This is a genomic window from Rhodococcus sp. 2H158 (assembly GCF_053764755.1).
In genome coordinates this window covers 149,878-170,507 of record NZ_JBSNCE010000011.1, presented here as the reverse complement: position 1 = coordinate 170,507, position 20,630 = coordinate 149,878, and the positions used below count along the sequence as shown (strand labels likewise).

Annotated in this window: 18 protein-coding genes; 12 read left to right on the top strand and 6 right to left on the bottom strand. The window is 69.6% G+C overall.

Features of this window, described 5'->3' with window-relative positions:
* Positions 1-99 precede the first annotated feature (99 nt).
* The 10 genes from ACWPOB_RS13190 to ACWPOB_RS13145 all read left to right on the top strand — a co-directional run bounded on the left by ACWPOB_RS13190 (position 100) and on the right by ACWPOB_RS13145 (position 10,178).
* Positions 100-627, top strand: coding sequence for a DUF6764 family protein (locus ACWPOB_RS13190; RefSeq protein WP_455401085.1), 528 nt, complete (start codon positions 100-102; stop codon positions 625-627).
* Positions 628-709: 82 nt separating this feature from the next.
* Entirely contained in the window at positions 710-1,918 is a 1,209-nt protein-coding gene (locus ACWPOB_RS13185; RefSeq protein WP_455401084.1) for a serine hydrolase domain-containing protein, read from the top strand.
* A 65-nt stretch (positions 1,919-1,983) separates the two neighbouring features.
* Positions 1,984-2,199: a dodecin gene (locus ACWPOB_RS13180; protein ID WP_006931721.1), complete on the top strand. Its 216-nt coding sequence runs from the start codon at positions 1,984-1,986 to the stop codon at positions 2,197-2,199.
* 129 nt (positions 2,200-2,328) lie between these two features.
* Positions 2,329-4,008: an FAD-dependent oxidoreductase gene (locus tag ACWPOB_RS13175; RefSeq protein ID WP_455401083.1), complete on the top strand. Its 1,680-nt coding sequence runs from the start codon at positions 2,329-2,331 to the stop codon at positions 4,006-4,008.
* A 144-nt stretch (positions 4,009-4,152) separates the two neighbouring features.
* Complete coding sequence (locus ACWPOB_RS13170) at positions 4,153-5,073, top strand: L,D-transpeptidase (RefSeq protein WP_100058048.1); 921 nt, start codon at positions 4,153-4,155, stop codon at positions 5,071-5,073.
* Positions 5,074-5,186: 113 nt separating this feature from the next.
* On the top strand, positions 5,187-6,242 hold the full coding sequence (locus ACWPOB_RS13165) for a carbohydrate ABC transporter permease (RefSeq protein WP_455401082.1): 1,056 nt from the start codon (positions 5,187-5,189) through the stop codon (positions 6,240-6,242).
* Positions 6,239-7,126, top strand: a complete 888-nt coding sequence (locus ACWPOB_RS13160) for a carbohydrate ABC transporter permease (protein ID WP_455401081.1) — start codon at positions 6,239-6,241, stop codon at positions 7,124-7,126. Before ACWPOB_RS13165 ends, ACWPOB_RS13160 begins: the two co-directional genes overlap by 4 nt.
* Before the next feature lie 20 nt (positions 7,127-7,146).
* Positions 7,147-8,463, top strand: coding sequence for an ABC transporter substrate-binding protein (locus ACWPOB_RS13155; RefSeq protein WP_455401080.1), 1,317 nt, complete (start codon positions 7,147-7,149; stop codon positions 8,461-8,463).
* Between the two features lie 8 nt (positions 8,464-8,471).
* Positions 8,472-9,554 (top strand): ABC transporter ATP-binding protein, encoded by a 1,083-nt coding sequence (locus ACWPOB_RS13150; protein WP_100058440.1) that lies wholly within the window; start codon positions 8,472-8,474, stop codon positions 9,552-9,554.
* 216 nt (positions 9,555-9,770) lie between these two features.
* Positions 9,771-10,178 carry an OsmC family protein gene (locus tag ACWPOB_RS13145; protein WP_455401079.1) on the top strand — a complete coding sequence of 136 codons (408 nt, stop codon included), beginning with the start codon at positions 9,771-9,773 and terminating at the stop codon, positions 10,176-10,178.
* A gap of 64 nt (positions 10,179-10,242) precedes the next feature.
* Here ACWPOB_RS13145 and ACWPOB_RS13140 read toward each other — a convergent pair whose 3' ends face one another.
* From ACWPOB_RS13140 to ACWPOB_RS13115, 6 genes are all read right to left on the bottom strand, one after another.
* A complete protein-coding gene (locus ACWPOB_RS13140) occupies positions 10,243-11,691 on the bottom strand; it encodes a serine/threonine-protein kinase (protein WP_455401078.1) in 1,449 nt (482 codons plus the stop codon).
* Between the two features lie 269 nt (positions 11,692-11,960).
* Entirely contained in the window at positions 11,961-13,448 is a 1,488-nt protein-coding gene (locus ACWPOB_RS13135; RefSeq protein ID WP_100055522.1) for a flavin-containing monooxygenase, read from the bottom strand.
* A gap of 249 nt (positions 13,449-13,697) precedes the next feature.
* A complete protein-coding gene (locus tag ACWPOB_RS13130) occupies positions 13,698-14,171 on the bottom strand; it encodes an STAS domain-containing protein (RefSeq protein ID WP_455401077.1) in 474 nt (157 codons plus the stop codon).
* 185 nt (positions 14,172-14,356) lie between these two features.
* Entirely contained in the window at positions 14,357-15,583 is a 1,227-nt protein-coding gene (locus ACWPOB_RS13125) for a glycosyltransferase (RefSeq protein WP_455401076.1), read from the bottom strand.
* Between the two features lie 522 nt (positions 15,584-16,105).
* A complete protein-coding gene (locus ACWPOB_RS13120) occupies positions 16,106-17,293 on the bottom strand; it encodes a flavin reductase family protein (RefSeq protein ID WP_455401075.1) in 1,188 nt (395 codons plus the stop codon).
* A gap of 61 nt (positions 17,294-17,354) precedes the next feature.
* Complete coding sequence (locus ACWPOB_RS13115; RefSeq protein ID WP_455401074.1) at positions 17,355-18,785, bottom strand: MFS transporter; 1,431 nt, start codon at positions 18,783-18,785, stop codon at positions 17,355-17,357.
* Between the two features lie 165 nt (positions 18,786-18,950).
* Here ACWPOB_RS13115 and ACWPOB_RS13110 point away from each other — a divergent pair, with 165 nt between their 5' ends.
* Complete coding sequence (locus tag ACWPOB_RS13110) at positions 18,951-20,249, top strand: amidase (protein WP_455401073.1); 1,299 nt, start codon at positions 18,951-18,953, stop codon at positions 20,247-20,249.
* Positions 20,250-20,307: 58 nt separating this feature from the next.
* A complete protein-coding gene (locus ACWPOB_RS13105) occupies positions 20,308-20,604 on the top strand; it encodes a hypothetical protein (RefSeq protein WP_100055516.1) in 297 nt (98 codons plus the stop codon).
* Positions 20,605-20,630 lie beyond the last annotated feature (26 nt).

Below are 20,630 nucleotides of genomic sequence, written 5' to 3'. Positions count from 1 at the left end.
CATCGATGCCCGCCGACCCGGTGAACCGGTGCGCGTCTCCGTAGACTCCCCCTGGGGGATTCGGTTTGCGGGGGGACGAGGCCGGAGGAGGCAGTCACCGTGTCGGTGGTAGCGGATGCGCGGAAGTCGGTTCGGGTTCTCGGTGGGGGGGCCGTGGTGGCGGCGGCCGTCGGGGCCGCACTCGTCGCGGCGCCGCCCGCGCAGGCGGTGACATGTGCGGCGCCCCCGGGTTCGGCGGCCTCGGTCACCCAGCTCGACGGGCGGACCGCGTGCGGCGCGGTCGCGGACGCACCGAGCGGCGCGTGGGCCCACGGCGACGGCGGAGTCGGCTTCGCCGACGCCCGCACCGGGGCCCGGGTGCTCGCGGCCGGGCTCTCGGGGGGTGCCGGGGCGGGCGAGGCCCGCGGCGGTTCTCTCGCCACCCTCGGTTTCGGTGAGGACGCGCTGGCCCTGGGCATCGTCGAGGAGCCCGCGGCCGCGCTCGTCGTGGCCGGCCCGCAGTCCCAGGCCTTCATCGGCGACCTGCGCGATCCCGTGCTGTGCGAGGGGTCCGCCGCGACCGCCGTCAACCTCACCACCGGCCGTGGGTGCGTCGTGCTGGGGACGTTCCGGTACGTCACGCCCTGACCGGGAGCCTGCGGAAAACCCGTTCGGGACCGGACGCTGCGACGTAACCTGGCGGCACGATGTCGACTGGGAGGTACCACGGATGACAGCCCGACCGGTGCGGGGCGCGACGGCGGTACAGGAACCGCCGCCGACCGAGATGCACGTCGACCGGCGATTCCTGCCGCTCGCGGATCGCTTCTTCGACCTGTACCGGCTGCCCCGGCACGGAGGCGGGGCCCTCGCCGCCTACCTGGACGGCGAGAAGGTGCTCGACATCTGGGCGGGCTGGGCCACCCGCGACCGGCGGTGGAACCGCGACACGGTGTCGCTGTCCTTCTCCACCGGCAAGGGCGTGGCGTCCACCGTGGTGCACCGGCTCGCCGACCGCGGCCTGATCGACTACTTCGCCCCCGTCGCGCGGTACTGGCCGGAGTTCGCGGCGGCCGGCAAGGAGGACGTCACCGTCGCGGACGTGCTCACCCACCGGGCCGGACTGCACCGGGTGCGCAACCTGCGGCCCGGCCGGATGGGCATCGTCGACTACGACGCGACGGTCCGTGCGCTGGCCGCGGCCCCACCCGACCCGCGCCGGCTGGAAGGCCCGGGATACCACGCCGTCACGTACGGCTGGCTCGTCGCGGAGATCGTGCAGCGCGTGACCGGGTCGCCGTTCGTCGACGTCGTCCGGCAGGAGATCGCCGAACCCCTGGGTATCCCCGAATTCTGGTTCCGGGTGCCGGAGGAGCAGCGGCACCGCATCGCCAAGCTGTTCCCGCGGATCAATCCCGCCGGCCTGCACTGGGGGATGACCGCCTCGGTGCTGTCCCGGGTGAGCCTCACCCGGGGCCTCGCGGAGGCCGCGATGCCGGAGGAGTTCGACGAGCTGGTGCGCGATCCGGCGGTGCACGACGCGGTGATGCCCGGCTGGAACGGGGTGTTCTCGGCGCGCGCCCTGGCGCGGATGTACGGGGCGATCGCCGCGGGCGGCACGATCGACGGCGTGCAGTTCCTGCACCCGGAAACCATCGAGTCCATGAACGAGGTCCAGGTGCGCGGTCGCGACTACGTGCTCGGGGTCCCGATGGCGTGGCGGCTCGGCTACCACCAGCCGGTGTTCGTCAGCCGGGAGCGGCCGCGCGGGGCGCTCGGCCACTACGGGGTCGGCGGTTCCGGCGCCTTCGCCGACCTCGACACCGGACTGTCGCTCGCGTTCACGACGAACCGGCTGGGCAGCGGTCCGATCGCGCTGGGCGATCTGCGCCTCGCGCGACTCGGCGCGCTGGCGCGCGACCTGGCCCGCCGCGCCTGAGGAAGGTGCCGCGGCGCCTACCCCCACGATTGTTCGAAGCAGTTCGATACGGAGGGAGCGACACTGTGAGCCACGTGTACCGGGTGATCGAGGTGGTGGGTTCGTCGACGGACAGCGTCGACGACGCGATCAAGCAGGCCGTCGCGCGCGCGGCGGAGACCACGCGCCACCTCGAGTGGTTCGAGGTGATGAACGTCAGGGGCCACATCGACGACGGGGCCGTCGCGCACATCCAGGTGACCGTGAAGATCGGCTTCCGCATCGAGCCGACCGACGGCTGACGCGGCCGGTCCGGTGGCGGGGGACACGCCGGGAGAGCAGGGGCGGCCAACCGGATCTCGACCGGAATTGGAACACGTTATAGTCTGAGTGGGTCGTCGAACCCCCGGCACTTCAGGCAGGTATCCACCGTGGTTTACGTGATCACCCAGGCGTGTTGCAACGATGCCTCGTGCGTCGAGGTCTGCCCCGTCAACTGCATCCATCCCACGCCCGACGAGGCGCCGTTCGCCACCACCGAGATGCTCTACATCGACCCGGACACCTGTATCGACTGCGGCGCGTGCGTGGACGAATGCCCGGTGGACGCGATCTACGCCGACAACGAGCTGCCCGCCGCGCACGAGCCCTACCTGAAGATCGCCGAGGACTACTACCGGCGATACCCGATCGGACCGGACTGGCCCGAGGAACGCGACCGCACCAAGATTCCCGCCGAGCTCGGCACCCTGCGGGTGGCGATCGTCGGCTCGGGGCCGGCGGCCTGCTACGCCGCGCTGGAGCTGACCGGCCGGGCCCGCGTCGAGGTCGACATCTTCGACCGCCTGCCCACCCCGTACGGCCTCGTCCGCGCAGGTGTCGCCCCGGACCATCAGAGCACCAAGGCCGTCGGTGAGCTGTTCCGTAGTGCCCTCGGCCACAAGAAGAGCCAGTGCTGGTTCAACGTCGAGGTGGGCACCCACATCAGCCACGAGGAACTGCTCGCGCACCACCATGCGGTGATCTACGCCGTCGGCGCCGCCGGAGACCGGCGCCTGGACGTGCCCGGCGAGGACCTGCCCGGCTCGCACGCGGCCACCGAGTTCGTCGCCTGGTACAACGGACACCCCGACTACGCCGACCGCACCTTCGACCTGTCCGGCGAACGCGCGGTGATCGTCGGCAACGGCAACGTCGCCCTCGACGTGGCGCGGGCGCTGGTCATGGACCCGGACGAGCTGGCAAAGACCGACATGGCCGACCACGCCGTCGCCGCCCTGCGCGAGTCGAACATCCGCGAGGTCGTCGTCGTGGGACGCCGTGGACCCGCCCAGGCCGCCTACACCAACCCGGAACTGCTGGCCCTCGGTCAGCTCGAGGGCGTCGACATCGTCGTCGACCCGGCCGAGACCGAACTCGACCCGGCCAGCCGCGCCCTCGTCGACGACCCCACCGCCGAACCGCGGATCGCGCTGAAGGTCGAACAGGTCCAGGGCTTCGCCCAGCGGCCCCCCACCGAGGGCAACAAGCGGATCGTGCTGCGTTTCCTCGCCGCCCCCGTCGAGCTGAGCGGCGACGGCCGGGTCGAGTCGATCACCCTCGAACGCACCGAACTGGTCGAGGCGAACGGCCGACTCGAGGCGCACCGCACCGGGCAGACCGAGACCCTGGCCACCGGCCTGGTCCTGCGATCGGTCGGCTACCGCGGGGCCCCCGTCGCCGACCTGCCGTTCGACGGCCAGCGCGGCATCCTCCCCAACGAGGAGGGCCGGGTCGTGGACCCGGAGACGAACGAGCCGCTGCCCGGCGTGTACACCGCCGGCTGGATCAAGCGCGGACCCACCGGCGTCATCGGCACCAACAAGCAGTGCTCCGCCCAGACCGTCGAGCTCCTGGTCCAGGATTTCGTGGCCGGCCGGCTCGTCGCACCCGTCGCAGACCGGGAGAAGCTCGCGGCGCTGGTCTCCGAGCGCCGGCCGGAGTACGTCGACTACCGGGGCTGGCAGCAGATCGACAAGCAGGAACGCGCCCGGGGCGGCGCCGCGGGTCGCTCTCGCGTGAAGTTCGTCGCTGTCGCCGATCTCCTTGCCGCCTCTCGAATCGAGTCCTGACCTGGGCGCGAGCCCGCGAGGGGCCGTTCGGACGGACATGGTCGAATTGCCCGCCCGCGGGGAGCTGTGTCTAATGGGTTCGCCAAGTCGTCGCTGTCGGGGCGGACGTGGGTGCGACGGCACGAACGAACGATGGGTTGTCGAATGTTCGAGAAGAAGGGTCGGCCGAGCAGTCGCGGCCGCGCCGGTCGCTGGTCCGGCCGTGTCGCCACCGCGCTGGTGGGGGTCGGCGCCGCCATGCTCACCATGACGGGACCCGCCGCCGCGGTACCCCTGTGGCCGGGCGGGCCCGAACTGCCGAGCGTGCAGGAACTCGTCGAGAGGCTTCCGGGCGGCTCGAACTCCGTCGCACCCACGCCGCCGCCGTTCTCGGCCCCGTCGATCAACCCGTCGAACGGTGAGACGGTCGGCGTGGCCCAGCCGATCATCATCCGCTTCGACGAGAACATCACCGATCGCGCGGCCGCCGAGCGCGCCATCTCCGTCACGTCGAACCCGCCGGTGTCCGGGCACTTCTACTGGGCCTCGGACCGGCAGGTGCGGTGGCGGCCGTTCGAGTTCTGGCCGGCCCACACCCAGGTCACCGTGACCGCCGGGGGCACGCAGTCGTCGTACACCGTCGGCGACGCGCTGATCACCGTCGCGGACGACAACACCAAGACCATCACCGTCACCCGCAACGGCGAGGTCGTCAAGACCATGCCGACGTCGTTCGGCAAGCCCGGCTACGAGACGCCCAACGGCACCTACATCGTCGGCGAGAAGTTCCGCGACATGTACATGGACTCGTCCACGTACGGCGTTCCGGTCGACTCGCCCGAGGGATACCGCACCTACGTCGAGTACGCGACCCGCATCTCCAACAGCGGCATCTTCGTGCACGCGGCGCCGTGGTCCGAGTGGGCGCAGGGCAACACCAACGTCAGCCACGGCTGCCTGAACGTGAGCACCGAGGACGGTCGCTGGTTCTTCGAGAACGCCCAGAAGGGCGACCCGGTGATCGTGCAGAACACCGGTGGCGGCACCCTCAACGGCTGGGACGGCCTCGGCGACTGGAACCTCTAGCCGGACAACGGTCGACGCCGGCGAGCACCTGGTGACCTTCCGGGTGGCGAGAGTACTCGCCGGCGCCAGACCGGCGTAACCTCCGGTTCGCCCGCGGCAGGCACACTGCCGCAGTGCGCTCGAGTCCGGAAAGAGTATTGCCCCAACCCGATCGGGGGCTGTCGCGACGCCCATGGGGCGACTACGCGCTGTTCGCCGCGCTGATCGGGCCGAACCTCGCGCTGCTGATCCTGTTCACGTACCGGCCGCTCGTCGACAACATCCGCCTCTCGTTCTTCGAGTGGAACATCTCGAGCCCCACCGCCACGTTCGTCGGATTCGGCAACTACCGCGAGTGGTTCGGCCGCGCCGACACCTGGCAGATCGTCGGCAACACCGTCGTCTTCACCGTCGCCACCGTCGCGGGATCCATGCTGCTCGGTCTGGCGCTGGCGCTGTTGTTGGACCGTAAACTCATGGGCCGCAACCTCGTCCGCTCCGCGCTCTTCGCGCCGTTCGTCATCTCCGGCGCCGCGGTGGGCGTGGCGTTCCAGTTCGTGTTCGACCCGAACTTCGGTCTCGTCCAGGACCTGCTGGACAGGATCGGGATCGGCGCCCCGGACTTCTACCAGGATCCGGCCTGGGCGCTGGTGATGGTCACCCTCACCTACCTGTGGAAGAACCTCGGCTACACCTTCGTCATCTATCTCGCCGCCCTGCAGGGCCTGCGCCCCGAGCTCTCCGAGGCCGCCGCGATCGACGGCGCCTCGTCGTGGACCGCCTTCCGGCGCGTACTCCTGCCGCAGCTGCGTCCCACCACGTACTTCCTGTCGATCACCGTGCTGCTCAACTCGTTCCAGGTCTTCGACATCATCAACGTGATGACCCGGGGCGGGCCGCTCGGCACCGGAACCACCACGATGGTCTACCAGGTCTACAACGAGTCCTTCCGGAATTTCCGGGCCGGCTACGGCGCCACCGTCGCGACCATCATGTTCCTCGTGCTGCTGGCCGTCACGGTGTACCAGGTGCGTCTCATGGACCGCGACGACCGGCCGCGCCCCGTCCGCCGCCCCCGCCCCCGCCGTCGCGGGCGCGGGCGTGGGCGTGGGGCCGAATGTGACATGCGTTCGATCCCATCGAAGGAATGTGACATCCGGCCGGATGCGCGGAAGGAGATCGTGGAATGACGGCGCTCCTGGACCGCCGGATCGTACGTGCGGAGCCGACGGCGGTAGAGCCGTACCGGCGTCGGGAGCGCGCGATCCGTGTGCTCGCCTACGCCGCGATGGTCGTCGCGCTGCTCGTCGTGGCGCTGCCGCTGTACTGGATCGTGGTGACGTCGTTCAAGCAGCGGCCCGACATCTACACGCTGCCGGTCACCTGGTGGCCCAGCGTGTTCCATCCCCAGAATTACACGGAGGCCGTCACCTCGGTGCCGTTCGGCACGTTCCTGCGGAACTCACTGATCATCACCACGGTGCTGTCGAGCGTGAAGTTCGTCCTCGGCATCCTGAGCGCCTACGGTCTGGTGTTCTTGCGGTTCCCCGGGAAGAATCTCGTGTTCCTCGGCATCGTCGCCGCCCTGATGGTGCCGAACCAGATCACGGTCATCTCCAACTACGCGCTGGTGGCGGAATGGGGATGGCGCAACACCTTCCAGGGAATCATCGTGCCGCTCGCGGGCGTCGCGTTCGGAACGTTCCTGCTGCGCAACCACTTCCTGTCCATTCCCGCGGAGATCATCGAGGCGGCGCGGATGGACGGCGCCGGGCACGTCCGTCTGCTGTGGCGGGTCGTGCTGCCCCTGTCCGGGCCGACCCTGGTCGCGTTCGCGCTCATCACCGTGGTCAACGAGTGGAACGAATACCTGTGGCCGTTCCTCATGGCCGACGACGCGTCGGTGGCCCCGCTGCCGATCGGACTGACCCAGTTGCAGAACAACGACGGCGTCACCAACTGGGGTCCGGTGATGGCCGGCACGGTGCTGGCCATGCTGCCGATCCTCGTGATCTTCCTTGCGCTGCAACGACACATGATCAAGGGCCTCACCTCCGGTGCGGTCAAGGGCTGAACTCTCCTAGGAGCAACTTCGTGAACATCAACAGGCGTGGATTTCTGGGACTGACCGGGGTGGTCGCGGCGAGCGCAGCGCTGGCCGCGTGCGCCGGCACCGGCTCGTCCGGGTCGTCGGGCACCTCGGGGTCCGCTTCCGCCGCGAACACGATCAAGTTCTGGTCCAACCACCCGGGCAAGTCCCAGGACGTGGAGAAGGAACTCATCGCCCGGTTCCAGGCGAAGTATCCGGACCTGACCGTCGACCTCGTCGACGGCGGCAAGAACTATGAAGAGGTGTCGCAGAAGTTCAACGCAGCCCTGTCCGGGGGCGATCTGCCCGATGTCGTGGTCCTGTCGGACGTGTGGTGGTTCAACTACGCGCTCGCCGGCGCGATCACGCCGCTCGACGACCTGTTCACCGAGGTCGGCGTGGATACCGGCGACTACGTCGATTCCCTGCTGGCCGACTACCTCTTCGAGGGTCGCCACTTCGCGCTGCCCTACGCCCGCTCGACCCCGCTGTTCTACTACAACCGCGACGTCTGGCGGCAGGCCGGACTGCCCGACCGCGGGCCCGGCACCTGGCAGGAATTCTCCGAGTGGGGTCCCGAACTGCAACGCGTCGTCGGATCCGGCAAGCTGGCGCACGGCTGGGGCAACGCCAAGGACTACCTCGGTTGGACCTTCGAAGGACCGATCTGGACGTTCGGCGGTGCCTACTCCGACGGCTGGCGGCTGCGCTTCGGCGACGCGGAGACGATCGCCGCGGGACAGTTCCTGAAGGACATGATCCACACCGGGAAGTACGCGGGCGTCTCCACGGACATCGCCAACGACTTCTCCGCCGGGATCATCGCGTCCACGATCGCCTCCACCGGCGACCTGTCCGGCATCACGAAGAACGCCGCGTTCGACTTCGGTACCGCGTTCCTGCCGGCCCCCGACGGCACTCCGGGATGCCCCACCGGCGGCGCCGGACTGGCGATCCCGGCGAACATCTCCGACGAGCGAAAGCGCAACGCGCTGAAGTTCATCGACTTCGTCACCAACGGGGAGAACACCGCCTACTTCTCGCAGAGGATCGGCTACATGCCGGTGCGCAAGTCCGCCACCGAGAACCCCGACATGAAGGCGTTCCTCGAGCAGAACCCCAACTCCCGTACCGCCGTCGACCAACTCGCGCGCACACGCTCGCAGGACTACGCGCGCGTCTTCGTACCCGGCGGCGACCAGATCATCGGCACCGGCCTCGAACAGATCGCCCTCCAGGGCGCCGACGTGACGACGGCGTTCGGCGACGTCACCCGTCAGCTGCAGCAGATCATCGATCGCCAGATCACCCCGAACCTGTAGGAACAGCCTTGGCAAGCATAGGTTTCCGGACCGTCACCCACCGCTACCCGGGCGTCGAACGGCCGTCGGTGGACCGGCTCGACCTCGACGTCGCGGACGGGGAGTTCCTGGTCCTGGTCGGTCCGTCGGGCTGCGGGAAATCCACGAGCCTGCGGATGCTCGCCGGGCTCGAGGCAGTCGACGACGGCCGCATCGACATCGGCGGAGCCGACGTGACGGGGTTGCCGCCCAAGGCACGCGACGTGGCGATGGTGTTCCAGAACTACGCGCTGTATCCGAACATGACGGTGGCGGAGAACATGGGTTTCGCGTTGCGCAACGCCGGCGTCGGCAAGGCGGAACGGTCGGCGCGGGTGCTCGAAGCCGCGCGGATGCTCGAGCTCGAGCCGCTGCTCGACCGCAAACCGGGCAAGCTCTCGGGCGGGCAGCGGCAGCGCGTGGCGATGGGCCGGGCCATCGTGCGACGGCCCGCGGTGTTCTGCATGGACGAACCGCTGAGCAACCTCGACGCGAAGTTGCGGGTCAGCACACGCTCGCAGATCGCGGGACTGCAACGTCGGCTGGGCACCACGACCGTGTACGTCACCCACGATCAGGTGGAGGCGATGACCATGGGGGATCGGGTGGCCGTCCTCGACGGCGGCCGCCTGCAGCAGGTGGCCGCGCCCCGCGACCTGTACGACAACCCGGTCAACACCTTCGTCGCCGGATTCATCGGGTCGCCCGGCATGAATCTGCTCGACGCGCCCGTCCGCGACGGCGCGGCCGTGCTCGGCAGTCTGCGGGTCGCCGTGCCGGCCGACATCGATGCCGAGCGGATCGTCGTCGGGGTGCGGCCCGAGGCGTGGACCCCCGTCGGGGCGTGGCGTTCCGGGACCCTGTCGTTGACGGTGGACCTCGTCGAGCAGCTCGGCGCGGAATCGTTCGTCCACGCGACGGCCGCCGAGCCGGCCGACTGGTCGAGCGCGTCGGGCAAGGTCGTGGTGCGGGTGGATCGACGCGTCCCGATCGGTCCGGGAGAACGGGTGCACCTGCTCCCGCAGGCGGGCGAGGTCTACTTCTTCTCGGCGACGACGGGCGCCCGCCTCTGACCCGGAGTCGGCGGCCGAATGTCACATGCGTTCGATTGAACTGAATGCGTGTGACATTCGGCCCAACCGGCGGCACGACACCACCGGGTCGATGGATGTCAATTCTCGGTCCGCGGGTTTCCCCGGCAGCGGGATGGGAACCCGGTGGGACCGCCCCAGGGTGTCCCCTCTCGTGAACCGGGGTCACGACCCGCTCGAGGACCGGAGGAACACGTGATGACAGAGCCGAATTCGTATCGGTACTCCGCGACGGCCGAGGACACCTCGGTGCGCATCGAGGGTCACTCGCCGGACCTTCGCGTGACGACGCCGGACAACACGTCCGGGTTCGACTCGGTGACGCCCGAGCAACTGTATGCGGCGGCACTGGCGGCGTGCGTGTATCAGACCCTGATCGCCACCGCGTCGACCGGCGACCACGACCTGGGCGAGTGCGCCGTGGACGCCCGCGTACAGCTCATCCATCGGGGGAACCAGGAGTTCACCCTCTCCGCCGAGGTCGACGTGCGACTGCCGCGCGTCCAGGGCCGGTACGCACGTGACACCCTGGCGTTGCGGGCCGTGGAGCGGTGCCCGATGGCCAAGTCCGTCGAGGTGCGGCTCGTCGGCTCCCGGACGTCGTGACGAACACGAGACCGGCACGCGCCGCGTCCGCACGGTCTCGAGGCGAGCGGACGGTTCACCGGTATCACCCGTCGCCGGCCGGGCCTCGCAGGCTCGCGGGGGCCCAGCACGGTCCGTCCGGCGGCGGGGTGTGCTCGTAGCCGGGGTAGCAGGGCAAGATCTGCGGCGCGGGCGCGGGCGCCGGCGGTGCCGGAGCGGGTGCAGGGGGTGAGCCGGCCGGAAGGCAGGGTCCGTCCGGCGGCGGGGTGTGCTCGTAGCCGGGGTAGCAGGGCAAGATCTGCGGCGCGGGCGCGGGCGCCGGCGGTGCCGGGGCGGGTGCAGGGGGTGAGCCGGCCGGAAGGCAGGGTCCGTCCGGCGGCGGGGTGTGCTCGTAGCCGGGGTAGCAGGGCAGTATCTGCGGCGCGGCAGCCGCCGGCGGTGGTGCCGGTGCAGGTGGTGCCGGTGCCGGTGCCGGGGGTGATTGCGGTGCGGATCGGGGGGTGGGTTTCGGTGGGGCCGCTTCCCGACGCGGAGGAGCCTCGGCGGCCTGGCTTTCCGTCCGAGGTGCCGCCGGTTCAGGCGGCACCTCGTCCGCACCTGTCGGGGTGGTCGGTGCCGCCGGTGGCGACGGTGTCGGCGAGGCCGGCCGCGCCGCGATCGGGAGCGGAGCGGGGTCGGTGCCCTCGGACGAGGACGATATCGCGCCGAGTGCCATGCTGCCGACGACGAGGACGGCGATGATCGCCGCCAGCGCGAGACCTGCGACCAGGATGCGACGGCTCCAGGCGACCGGAACGATCGCGGGAGTGGGCCTGCCGGCGGGTTGTGACGAGGTTGCCGCGGTGCGCGCGGCGACGGCCAGCTCGCCCACCGATCCATAACGCCGCGCGGGTTCGGCTGCCGTTCCGCGTGCGATCACGTCGACCATACCGGCGGGCAGAGTCGAGAGCACCGACGACGATTGCGGTGGCAACGCTCGTCCGCTCGACGACTGGAAGAGCCTGCCGGTGAGGCATTCGTACAGCACGGTGGTCAGGCCGTAGACGCCCGACGCCGCGCCGGGATGTGGGGGGAACCCCACATCGGTGAGGTAGATCAGCCCGTCGTCCTGCACGAGGACGTTCGCCGACGTCACCTCCTGTTCGACCAGTCCGGCCGCGTGCACGGCCTCGAGGGCCGACGCCAGCTGCTCGACGACGTCGACCGCGCGCGGTACGACCATCGCGCCGGTGGACCGGAGCATCGCCTGCAGGCTCGTGCCCTGGATGATCGGCGTTGCGAGGAAGAGCCGGCTGCCGATCTGTCCGAAGTCGTCGATCGGGAGCACATGCGGGTTCCGGATGCGCGCTGCGATCTCGGCTTCTCGTTCGAAACGAGCGCGGTACTCGTCGTCCTCGGTCGCCTCCGGCGGCAGCGCCCGCACGGCGACGTGCCGATGTGTGATCGTGTCGAACGCGGCCCACACCTCGCCGGTCGCATCCACCGACAGTGGACGGTCCAGGCGATACCTGCCGAACAGGGCACCAACTTGCATATGTCACTCTCCGCCCCTGGAAATTGCCGCGGTTGCGGAACTGTGCGCCGGGGAGGGGAGGGTCGACCGCCTCCTCCACCGGCAGTCTATGCGGCGGATCCGGGTGGTGTCGCGCTCGGATGCGAACCGCCCTCCTACGCTGCTACTTTCGATCGGGAGGGCAGCGAGATTCCGCGCGCGGCGCGGCGTGGCGCGGATACGCGGACATACCGGACATACGTATCCGCGGAAGCGGGCCTCGAGATGCTCGGAGGTTCCGGACCGGTGCCTCAGGCGGCCGGCTGCTCTGCCGTCGGAACCGCTGCCCGGGAGAAGCGCATGGCGCCGTCCTCGAGGCCGCCGCGGCGCATCATCACCAGGTCACGGACGTAGTTCTGGAACAGTCGCCAAGGAGCCGCGGGTCCCTGTTTGGGGAGCGAATCGATGCTGCGCAGTACGTACCCGGAAGCCAGATCGACCAGCGGTGACGCGGCCGTCGTGGAGGCGGGGGCGGTCGGGGTGCAGTAGGCGTACCCGCGCGCGTCCATGTGCCGCAGCAGGCGGCACACGTATCCGGCGACGAGGTCGGCCTTCAATGTCCAGGACGCGTTGGTGTATCCCACGGTGAACGCCAGGTTCGGCACACCGGAGAGCATCATCCCCTTGTATGCCAGCGTCTTTCCCATCTCCACGTCGCGGCCGTCGACGCTCACGGTCATCCCGCCGAGCAGGAGCAGGTTCAGTCCCGTCGCGGTGACGACCACGTCGGCCTCGAGTTCCCGCCCGGAGGCGAGCCGGATTCCGTTCTCCGTGAACGTGCCGATCGTGTCGGTCACGACCGTCGCCCGACCCTCGCGCAGGGCCTTGAACAGGTCGCCGTCGGGAACGAAACACACCCGCTGGTCCCACGGGTCGTACCTCGGCCGGAAATGGACGTCCACCTCGTAGTCCGCGGGCAGGTGGCTCAGCACGCCCTTGCGCAGCAGCCTCTTGACCAGAGCCGGCCGGCGCCGGCTCAACTGGAAGAAGGCCATGCTGCCCAGCACGTTGGCCCACCGGACGATCGGATAGGCGATCTTCGACGGCGCCCGGCCGAGCAGCGCACCGGCGACCGGGTCGATCGAAGGCCGTGACATGACGTAGCTCGGGGAGCGCTGCAGCATCGTCACGTGTGCGGCCGACTCCGCGAGCGCCGGGACGAGGGTCACCGCGGTGGCGCCGCTGCCGATGACGACAACGCGCTTGCCGGTGCAGTCCAGGTCCTCGGGCCAGTGCTGCGGATGCACGAGCGTGCCGGTGAACCGTTCGACGCCGGGGAACTCGGGGGTGAATCCCTCGTCGTAGCGGTAGTAGCCCGAGTTGACGAACAGGAAGCCGCACGTGAGACGAATGCGCTCGCCGGTGTCGGTGCGCTCGGCCGTCACGGTCCAGCGGGCCTCGGGCGTGGACCACTCGGCGCGGACCACACGATGGTGGAACCGGACCTTCTCGTCGATGCCGCGGGTCCGCGCGGTGCGACGGACGTAGTCGCGGATGGACGGGCCGTCGGCGAAGGTTTCGGGTTCGGTCCAGGGCTGGAACGAGTACCCCAGGGTGAACATGTCGGAGTCGGAGCGGATGCCCGGGTAGCGGAACAGGTCCCAGGTGCCTCCGATGGCGTCGCGCGCCTCGAGGACGGTGTAGCTCTTGTCCGGGCATTCGTCCTGCAGATGGCAGGCCGCGCCGATCCCGGAGAGTCCGGCGCCGACGATCAGGACGTCGACGTGCTCGTCGTGCATCGCGCTTCTCCGTTCCCCGAGGTCTCGGCGACCGAGGTAGGTGACGCAGAACACTATCAACGCGCGGACGCTCAGCCAACGGCCGCGGCGCGGACAGCACCCGCCCGCGCACGACGCACCGCACACGGCCGTCCGGAAGGCGCACGCACGCGGTGTGAAGTCAGCGGCGGCGCCGCAGCGCCCCCTGCAACGCTGCGGTGCCACCGATGCCTGCTGCCAGCACGAACAGCAGCAGGACGACATTGGCGGTCACGGCTGCACCTGCCGTGCCGCGGTCCGGAGGTCGCACCCGCGGTGCGCCGCCTCGAACGCCGGACCGAAGGTGTCGAAGCACGCGATCCGGTCCTCGAATCCCGCGTCCCGTACCGCCCGCCGCACCGCCGCACCGCCGGCGACGGTGATGTTCGCGCCCCGCTCGCGGAGCAGCGACTCGGCCCGCTCGAGCAGGGCCGCGGTATCGCACTCGACGGTGGTGACCTGTAACAGGTCCAATACCACGCCGCGACCCCGCAGGACGGCCTCGCGCAGGAACGAGTGCAGCACCGGCGCGGCGGCCTCGTCGACGATCCCTGACACCTGCACCACCACGGGACCGCCCGGCGGTTCGTCGACGTCGATGCAGACCCGGGTCCCCTCGCCGGAGAAGTCGTCGAACAGCGCGGTGTCGAGCAGCGACGACGAGTACCGGTGCGGTGCGTCCAGGATGGAGCGCAGATAGACCATGGCTGTTCCTCCGGCGATGATTCCGACTGCTGGAGCAGCGCCCGGTCGGGGGACAGGGGAGTGCAGCAATCGCCTGCACGAAACGAGAACCGGCTGCTTCTCAACCTTGTTCGCAACAGTAACGTCTCGGCCCTGTGCCCGGTGGCCGAATCTGTGAAATTTCCGTGAAGATCCCGGGAGTCCCTTCAGCGCGCTCCGGAGCGCGTGGACCGCGCCGCCTGCCGCGGTTCCGGCACGCACCGCTCATAGGCGCGCACGGCGTCGGCGGCGGACCGGTCCCACGAGTAGCGGGTGCTTGCCCGGTCGTGGCCGGCGAGACCGAACGCGGTGCGCTGGACGTCGTCGGTGAGCAGGCCGTGCACGGCCGCAGCGACGGCCTCGGATGCGTGCGGGGGCACCAGCGTGCCCGTCACCCCGTCGACGACTGTGTCGAGCAGGCCGCCGACGGCGGTGGCGACGACGGGCCGCCCGCAGGCCATCGCCTCCAGCGGCACGATGCCGAGCGGTTCGTACCAGGGAGTGCACACCACGACATCCGCCGACCGCAGCAGCGCGGGCATGTCCTTCCGGGGCACAGGCCCGGTCATCCGCACCCGGTCCCGCACGCCGTGCTGTTCGGCGACGGCGTGCAGGCGCGCGGCCTCGGCATCGCCGGCGAGGTCGCCGTCCACCGGTCCGCCGGCGATCACCAGTTCCGTGTCGGGGAGCAGGGCCAGGGCCCGGATCGCGACGTCGAAGCCCATGCGCGGCACGAGGGGTCCCACGGTGACGATGCGGTGCCCGGCCCTGCGGGCCGGATCCTCGGGGCCGGTGGGCGTGAAGTGCCCGAGGTTCACGCCGCAGGGCACGACGGACGTGCGGGTGCGGGGCAGACCCAGCGTGGCGAGCTCGAACACCTCGTCCGAGCAGGTGGCGGCCACCCGGCTCGCGCCGAGGGCCAGGAGCCGCTCGACGCGGATCCGGCTCGACGGGCCGGCGTCCGCGCTGCCCTGGTGCCGGCGCTCGACCACGCCCAGGGTGTGGAAGGTCTGCACCGTGGGCACCCGGGCGTTGCGGGCGGCGAGCTGGGTCGCGATGCCCGACATCCAGAAGTGGGCGTGGGCGACGTCGGGCCGGTCCTTCGTCCATGCGCGCTCGAGGAAGGTGCCGAACTCGCCCATCCGCGGGAGGAGCTCGTCCGTCGGCAGGCGGGTGGGGGGCCCGGCGGGGACGTGGACCACCTCGTACCCCTCCTCGGTCCGGGCTCGTTCGGGAAGGTCGGGGTCGTCGCGACGGGTGTAGACGGTGACGTCGTGTCCCGCCCGTACCAGCGCCGCCGACAGTTCGGCGACGTGCACGTCCCGGCCGCCGGAGTCTGCGTCGCCCGGGGCCGCGAGGAGGCGTGCGTGCTCGGACACCATCGCAATCTTCATGGCCCTTCCCTCCCGCGGGTTGCCGCGCTCGTCACCTCGTCGAACAGCGCGTACCGCCCGCAGCAGCCCCGCGCCCACGGCCCGCCGTCGAGGAGGGACGGCAACGGGTCCTGGGATCCCTGAACGTGCGAGGGCGTCCACGAGCCGTGGACCTGCCACGGAAGCACGTTCGGTGGGTGCGCCATGGGCGCAGGGTTACCGATTCTGCGGCGGGTAAACCGACGAGGCGGAATTGTCTCGGAAGGAATTGTCTCGGAAGGCCGCGTGCCTCGATCCGGCGGACGGGATCGTCGCACTGCCGGGGGAGCGTTTGGAGTTTGATCGGCGGCTGTGCGGGTAGCGCCGTCGACATGACGCGCACAGACAGGATCCGGGAGCCGTGGGACACGCGCACAGGGCACGCGCACGCCCCACGGCCCCGGCGAGCCGTGGCCGACCCGGTCGACATGCAAGCTGGTGGAGACGGACCGGTACCCCTCGTGGCACCGGATGCCGCGGTGTATCCCGTTCCGCGGGAACGGGTTACCGGCCGAAGCCGGTACCGCTCTCGAGGACGCCGACGACCGCCTTGGCCCGAGCGATCCATTCTCGTACCCGCGTCCCGGACGCCCGGCGAGGAAGTTGCGCCAATCGCAGCGTGAGCGTGTAGTCACCGTTTCGGTCGCGAACCGGCAGTACCACCGAACCGATGTCGTACGTTTCCGCACCGTCGAGGTCGTGCAACCGGTAGTCGACCGCCGACCTGACGACGCATTCCCGGATGCTCCGTTCCTGTGCCGGCGTCAGCCGTCCGCTCTCGTACCGGCGGGTGGCGGCGCGCAGCTCTTCGTATGCGGCACCGCCCTCCCGGGGCAGGAACGACAGCAGGAACCCGTGTTCGCGGACGAAGTCGAGACGGTCCCGGTAGAGCTGTCTGCCGGACTCCTCGACGCCGCGAGCCTTGGCGATCCACCGCTCCTGATCCTCGGGAGGAAGATCGAAGACGAGTGAATCCCCGATGGGTGGCACGATCGGAACTCGCTGCGCCAGCCCGTCCTCCGGGTCGATTCCGGGAGCCGACGCGGAGAGAACAGTCGCCATCTCGTCCTGACCGACGGCAGTGTAGAGCGTTACCTCGCAATCGATTTCGTTCGCGAGGTCCCTCACGGCCGGCCGTGCGCAGTCCGCATCCTGAATCGCCGACAGAATCCGATGCTCCATCCGGGCCATCAGCGACGTTCCGACGAAACTTCCGTAACCGCCCTGAAAGAAGATCAGCGGGGCCACCGGGTTGGTGACGGCCATGTCCGCCACAGCGCACAGGACGATCCAGTGGTCGCCCGCCTCCACCGTGTCGGTGATGCGGGTGTCGATCCACGCCACCGATTCCGCCAGTACGGGGTCCCCCGACGGGGACGGGAACCAGTCGATCCCGTCGAACTTGTTCTCCCAGCGTCGTGCGATGGTGGAGACCAGTTCCTCCTGCTCGCCGCCGACGATGTTGATGCACAGCGAAGTGCACTCCTGCATCTTGGCGAACGTCCTCGACGTCTTCATCGGCAGGAAGGAGACGAGGGGCGGATCGAGAGACACCGAACCGAAGGTTCCGACCACCAGGGCGAGCAGTTCCCCGTCGTCCGCGCGGCCGGTCACGACAGCCACACCTGTCGGGTAGTGCCCCATCACTTCCCGGAAGAGCCCCTGATCGACCGGGGTCGCGAAACCTGTCATGGAGGTCCTCCTGATCTCGGGGACGGGTGGGATGGTTCCGGCATGCATCGAGATGCCGGGTTCAGTGCTTGACGTACTTGGACTGCAGTTTCCGGCCGAGGCTCTCGGGCCGCAGGAAGAGGATGCAGAGGAGACCGCCGACGAGAAGGATGATGCCGGTGATGGTGAATGCCTGGTGCACACCGATCGCCATGTTCGTCGCCATTTCGGTGGTCAGTTCGCTTCCTGCAGCGGGAGAAACGTAACCGGCTCGGGCCATCAGCCAGCCCACGAGCGTCGGGGAGACGATGGCACCGATCGACGCCACCCCGCCGAGCGTGGCCATGAGAATCGGTCGCTGCTTGGCGCCGACCGCGTAGGCGATCGCAGAGGCGGTCATCGGGTACGCGAGGCTGCAGCCGGCGGCGAGGCACAGCAGGGCGACGGCCAGCACACCGGACGTCGCCTGGACCAGGATGAAGCAGATTCCGGCCACCAGAGCCGCGATGCCGAACGGGACAGCGATCGCGCGGTGCGCGTTGTGGCCGCGCTTCATCAACCGGTGGCCGAGGAAACCGAGCAGCAGCAACACGGCGGCTCCGAGGATCCAGGGAAAGGTGGTGACGGTGCCGACCTGAGGAAGCGACAGGCCGACGACGGTGCCGAGGTACTGGGGCAACCATGTCGTGACGAACCCCTGGACCCAGAAGTTGGAGGCGCCTCCGATCACCGCGGCGAGGAAGGTCATGCTGAGCAGGGCACGCCATACGACGACAGGCTTCTGTTCGTCCACATCGTTCGTGGCCACCTCGTCGGCGGAATCGGCCGGCTTCCGATCGGCGGTGCGGTCGGCGGCGGGGGTCTGCTTGCCGTGCCCGGCAAACGGTCCGTCACCGGCGATCAGGAGCCAGGCGACGACCCACACGAGCCCGACGATGCCGAGGACGCCGAAGGCCCAGCGCCATCCCCAGGCGACAATGACCCAGGCGAGGGCGGGCGCGGCGATGACCGGGCCCAGGGTCGAGCCGGCGGCCACCAGGTTGGACGGCAGGGCGCGACGGCGCGGCTCGAACCACGAATGGGCCGCGGTGAGGGACATCGCCGTGGCGGGACCTTCCGCGCCGCCCAGGACGATGCGGGTCACCAGCAGCACCGCGGCACCGCCACCGAGGAGCATCGGGAACTGCATGACCGCCCAGACGACGCCCATGGTGAGGATGATCCACTTGACCGAGAATCTGGCGGCGAGGAAACCCGTGACCACGGAGACCACCGCGTAGAGGAAGAAGAACGCGCTGCCGATGAAACCGAACTGCACGGCGGAGATTCCGAGATCGGGCATGGCCTTCGAGGCCACCAGGCCGAGTACGGCCTTGTCGGCGAAGGCCACGATCTGGAAGAGGACGAGCAGAGCCGTGACTATCCACGCCTTGCGGTTCATCCTGTGGAAGTCGATCCTCTTCTCCCCGGGTTCCGGGGAGACAGAGACTTCGGGCGCCACGGTCGAAGCCATGAGCAGCCACCTTTCCTAGCGAGCTGCGGATGCGGAATCCGCCAGCGAGTCGACAGTGGTTCAGAAGCTATTTCCATGCGTCCTTACTGCGGTAGGAGGGAAACCTTTACTGTCGGCCCTCGGATTGTTCGCCCAGAATGGAGGAGTCGAGACCGGAGGAGGAGTATGAGCACGCGCGCGTCGGATCTGTCTCTGCGGGAGCAGGTCGGGGTCGTCCGAACCGGGTCGGTGCCGGCCGAGGACCTTGCCACGCAGGTCAGACGAGCGATCGAGCTGCGCGAACCGGAACTCGACGCCTGGGTGTGCCTGTCGTCGACGATTGCGGCAGAGGCTCGTGCCGTCGACCGGGACCCGGGCTCTGCGCCGCTGGCCGGTGTGTCCGTCGGAGTCAAGGACCTCATCGACGTCGCCGGGATGTCCACGCGTGCCGGCTCCGCAGTCACCTCTCCGGATGTCGTCGGCACCGATGCCGCCTGCGTGACCCGTCTGCGTTCCCTCGGTGCGATCGTCCAGGGCAAGACCGTGACGACGGAGTTCGGCTACTTCACCCCCGGGCCCACCCGCAATCCCCACGCCCTCGATCACACCCCCGGCGGGTCCTCCAGTGGATCTGCTGCGGCCGTCGCAGCGGGGACCGTGCCCCTCGCGCTCGGCACCCAGACTGCGGGTTCGCTGACCCGGCCGGCCTCGTACTGCGGAGCCGCCGGCATGGTCCTCGCCCACGGCACCACGGACATGTCCGGCATCACCGGTCTGAGCGAGTCACTGGACTCGCTGGGCCTGCTCACCCGGTCCGTGGCCGATCTTCGCTTCGTGCACAACGCATTCACCGGTCGCGAGCGCTCCGATGCCCGGGCTCCGGAGCCGGTTGCTCGGGGCCTGGTCTGGAACGCCGGTGCTCTCCACCCCGTGGAGCCCGCCATGGCGGCGTTGTTGGAGCATGTGCCCGCCCTGCTGGAAGAGATCGGAGTGAAGGCCGAACCGCTCGACTGGGACGATCATGTTCAGACCTTGGCCGAGGACCACGTCACCGTCATGTCGTACGAAGCCGCCCGGGCACGGGCACACGAGTTCGACGAACACGCGGAGGCATTGAGCGCACCGATCCGAGACCTGCTGGAGAACGGTCGCAGGATCCCCGGGACCGAATATTCCGCGGCCCTGACCCGTCGGGACCGTTCTCGTGAACTGCTGGACGAGATTCTGGACTCCGCTCCGATCATCGTCGGCCCTGCAGCGCTGGGTCCGGCTCCGCTCGGCCTGTCCGCAACCGGGTCTCCGATCCTCAGCCGGCCGTGGCAGCTGCTCGGTCTACCGGTCGTGGTCGTACCGGGTGCCCGTACCCCCGCGGGACTGCCGCTGGGCCTGCAGATCGTGGGGCTGCCGGGGCACGAGGACCGGCTGCTCGACGTCGGCGAGAAGCTCGAGGCCCTCCTACGTGAACTGCCCGTGATTGCCGTCTGAGCCGCCCGCTCGCTCAGCTCGGTGAAATGACTCGCTCGGCTCGGTGAAAGGATCAGCCATGCTCGAACCCCGCCCGACCAACCACCACAGGATGTTCCTCACCTGCTACGAGGACACCTTCGACCGCGGTTGGCACCACGTCGATCTGTTCGTCCACGACGAGTACGGCCGTGAGGTCAACTGGGTCCACTGGACGGTGGAGGCCGACGGCCCTGAGGCGGCCGACGAGTCGGTCCGCAGGGAAGAACCACTCCTGCGACGGACCACCGCCTGGCAGCATCAGGTGAGCGCCGCGGGAATGAACTACTGGACCGCCGATGCCGGCTGGGACGACGCCGCGGCGGACGTCGCCTGAGCAGGTGGTTCCCACCGCGCGGCGGG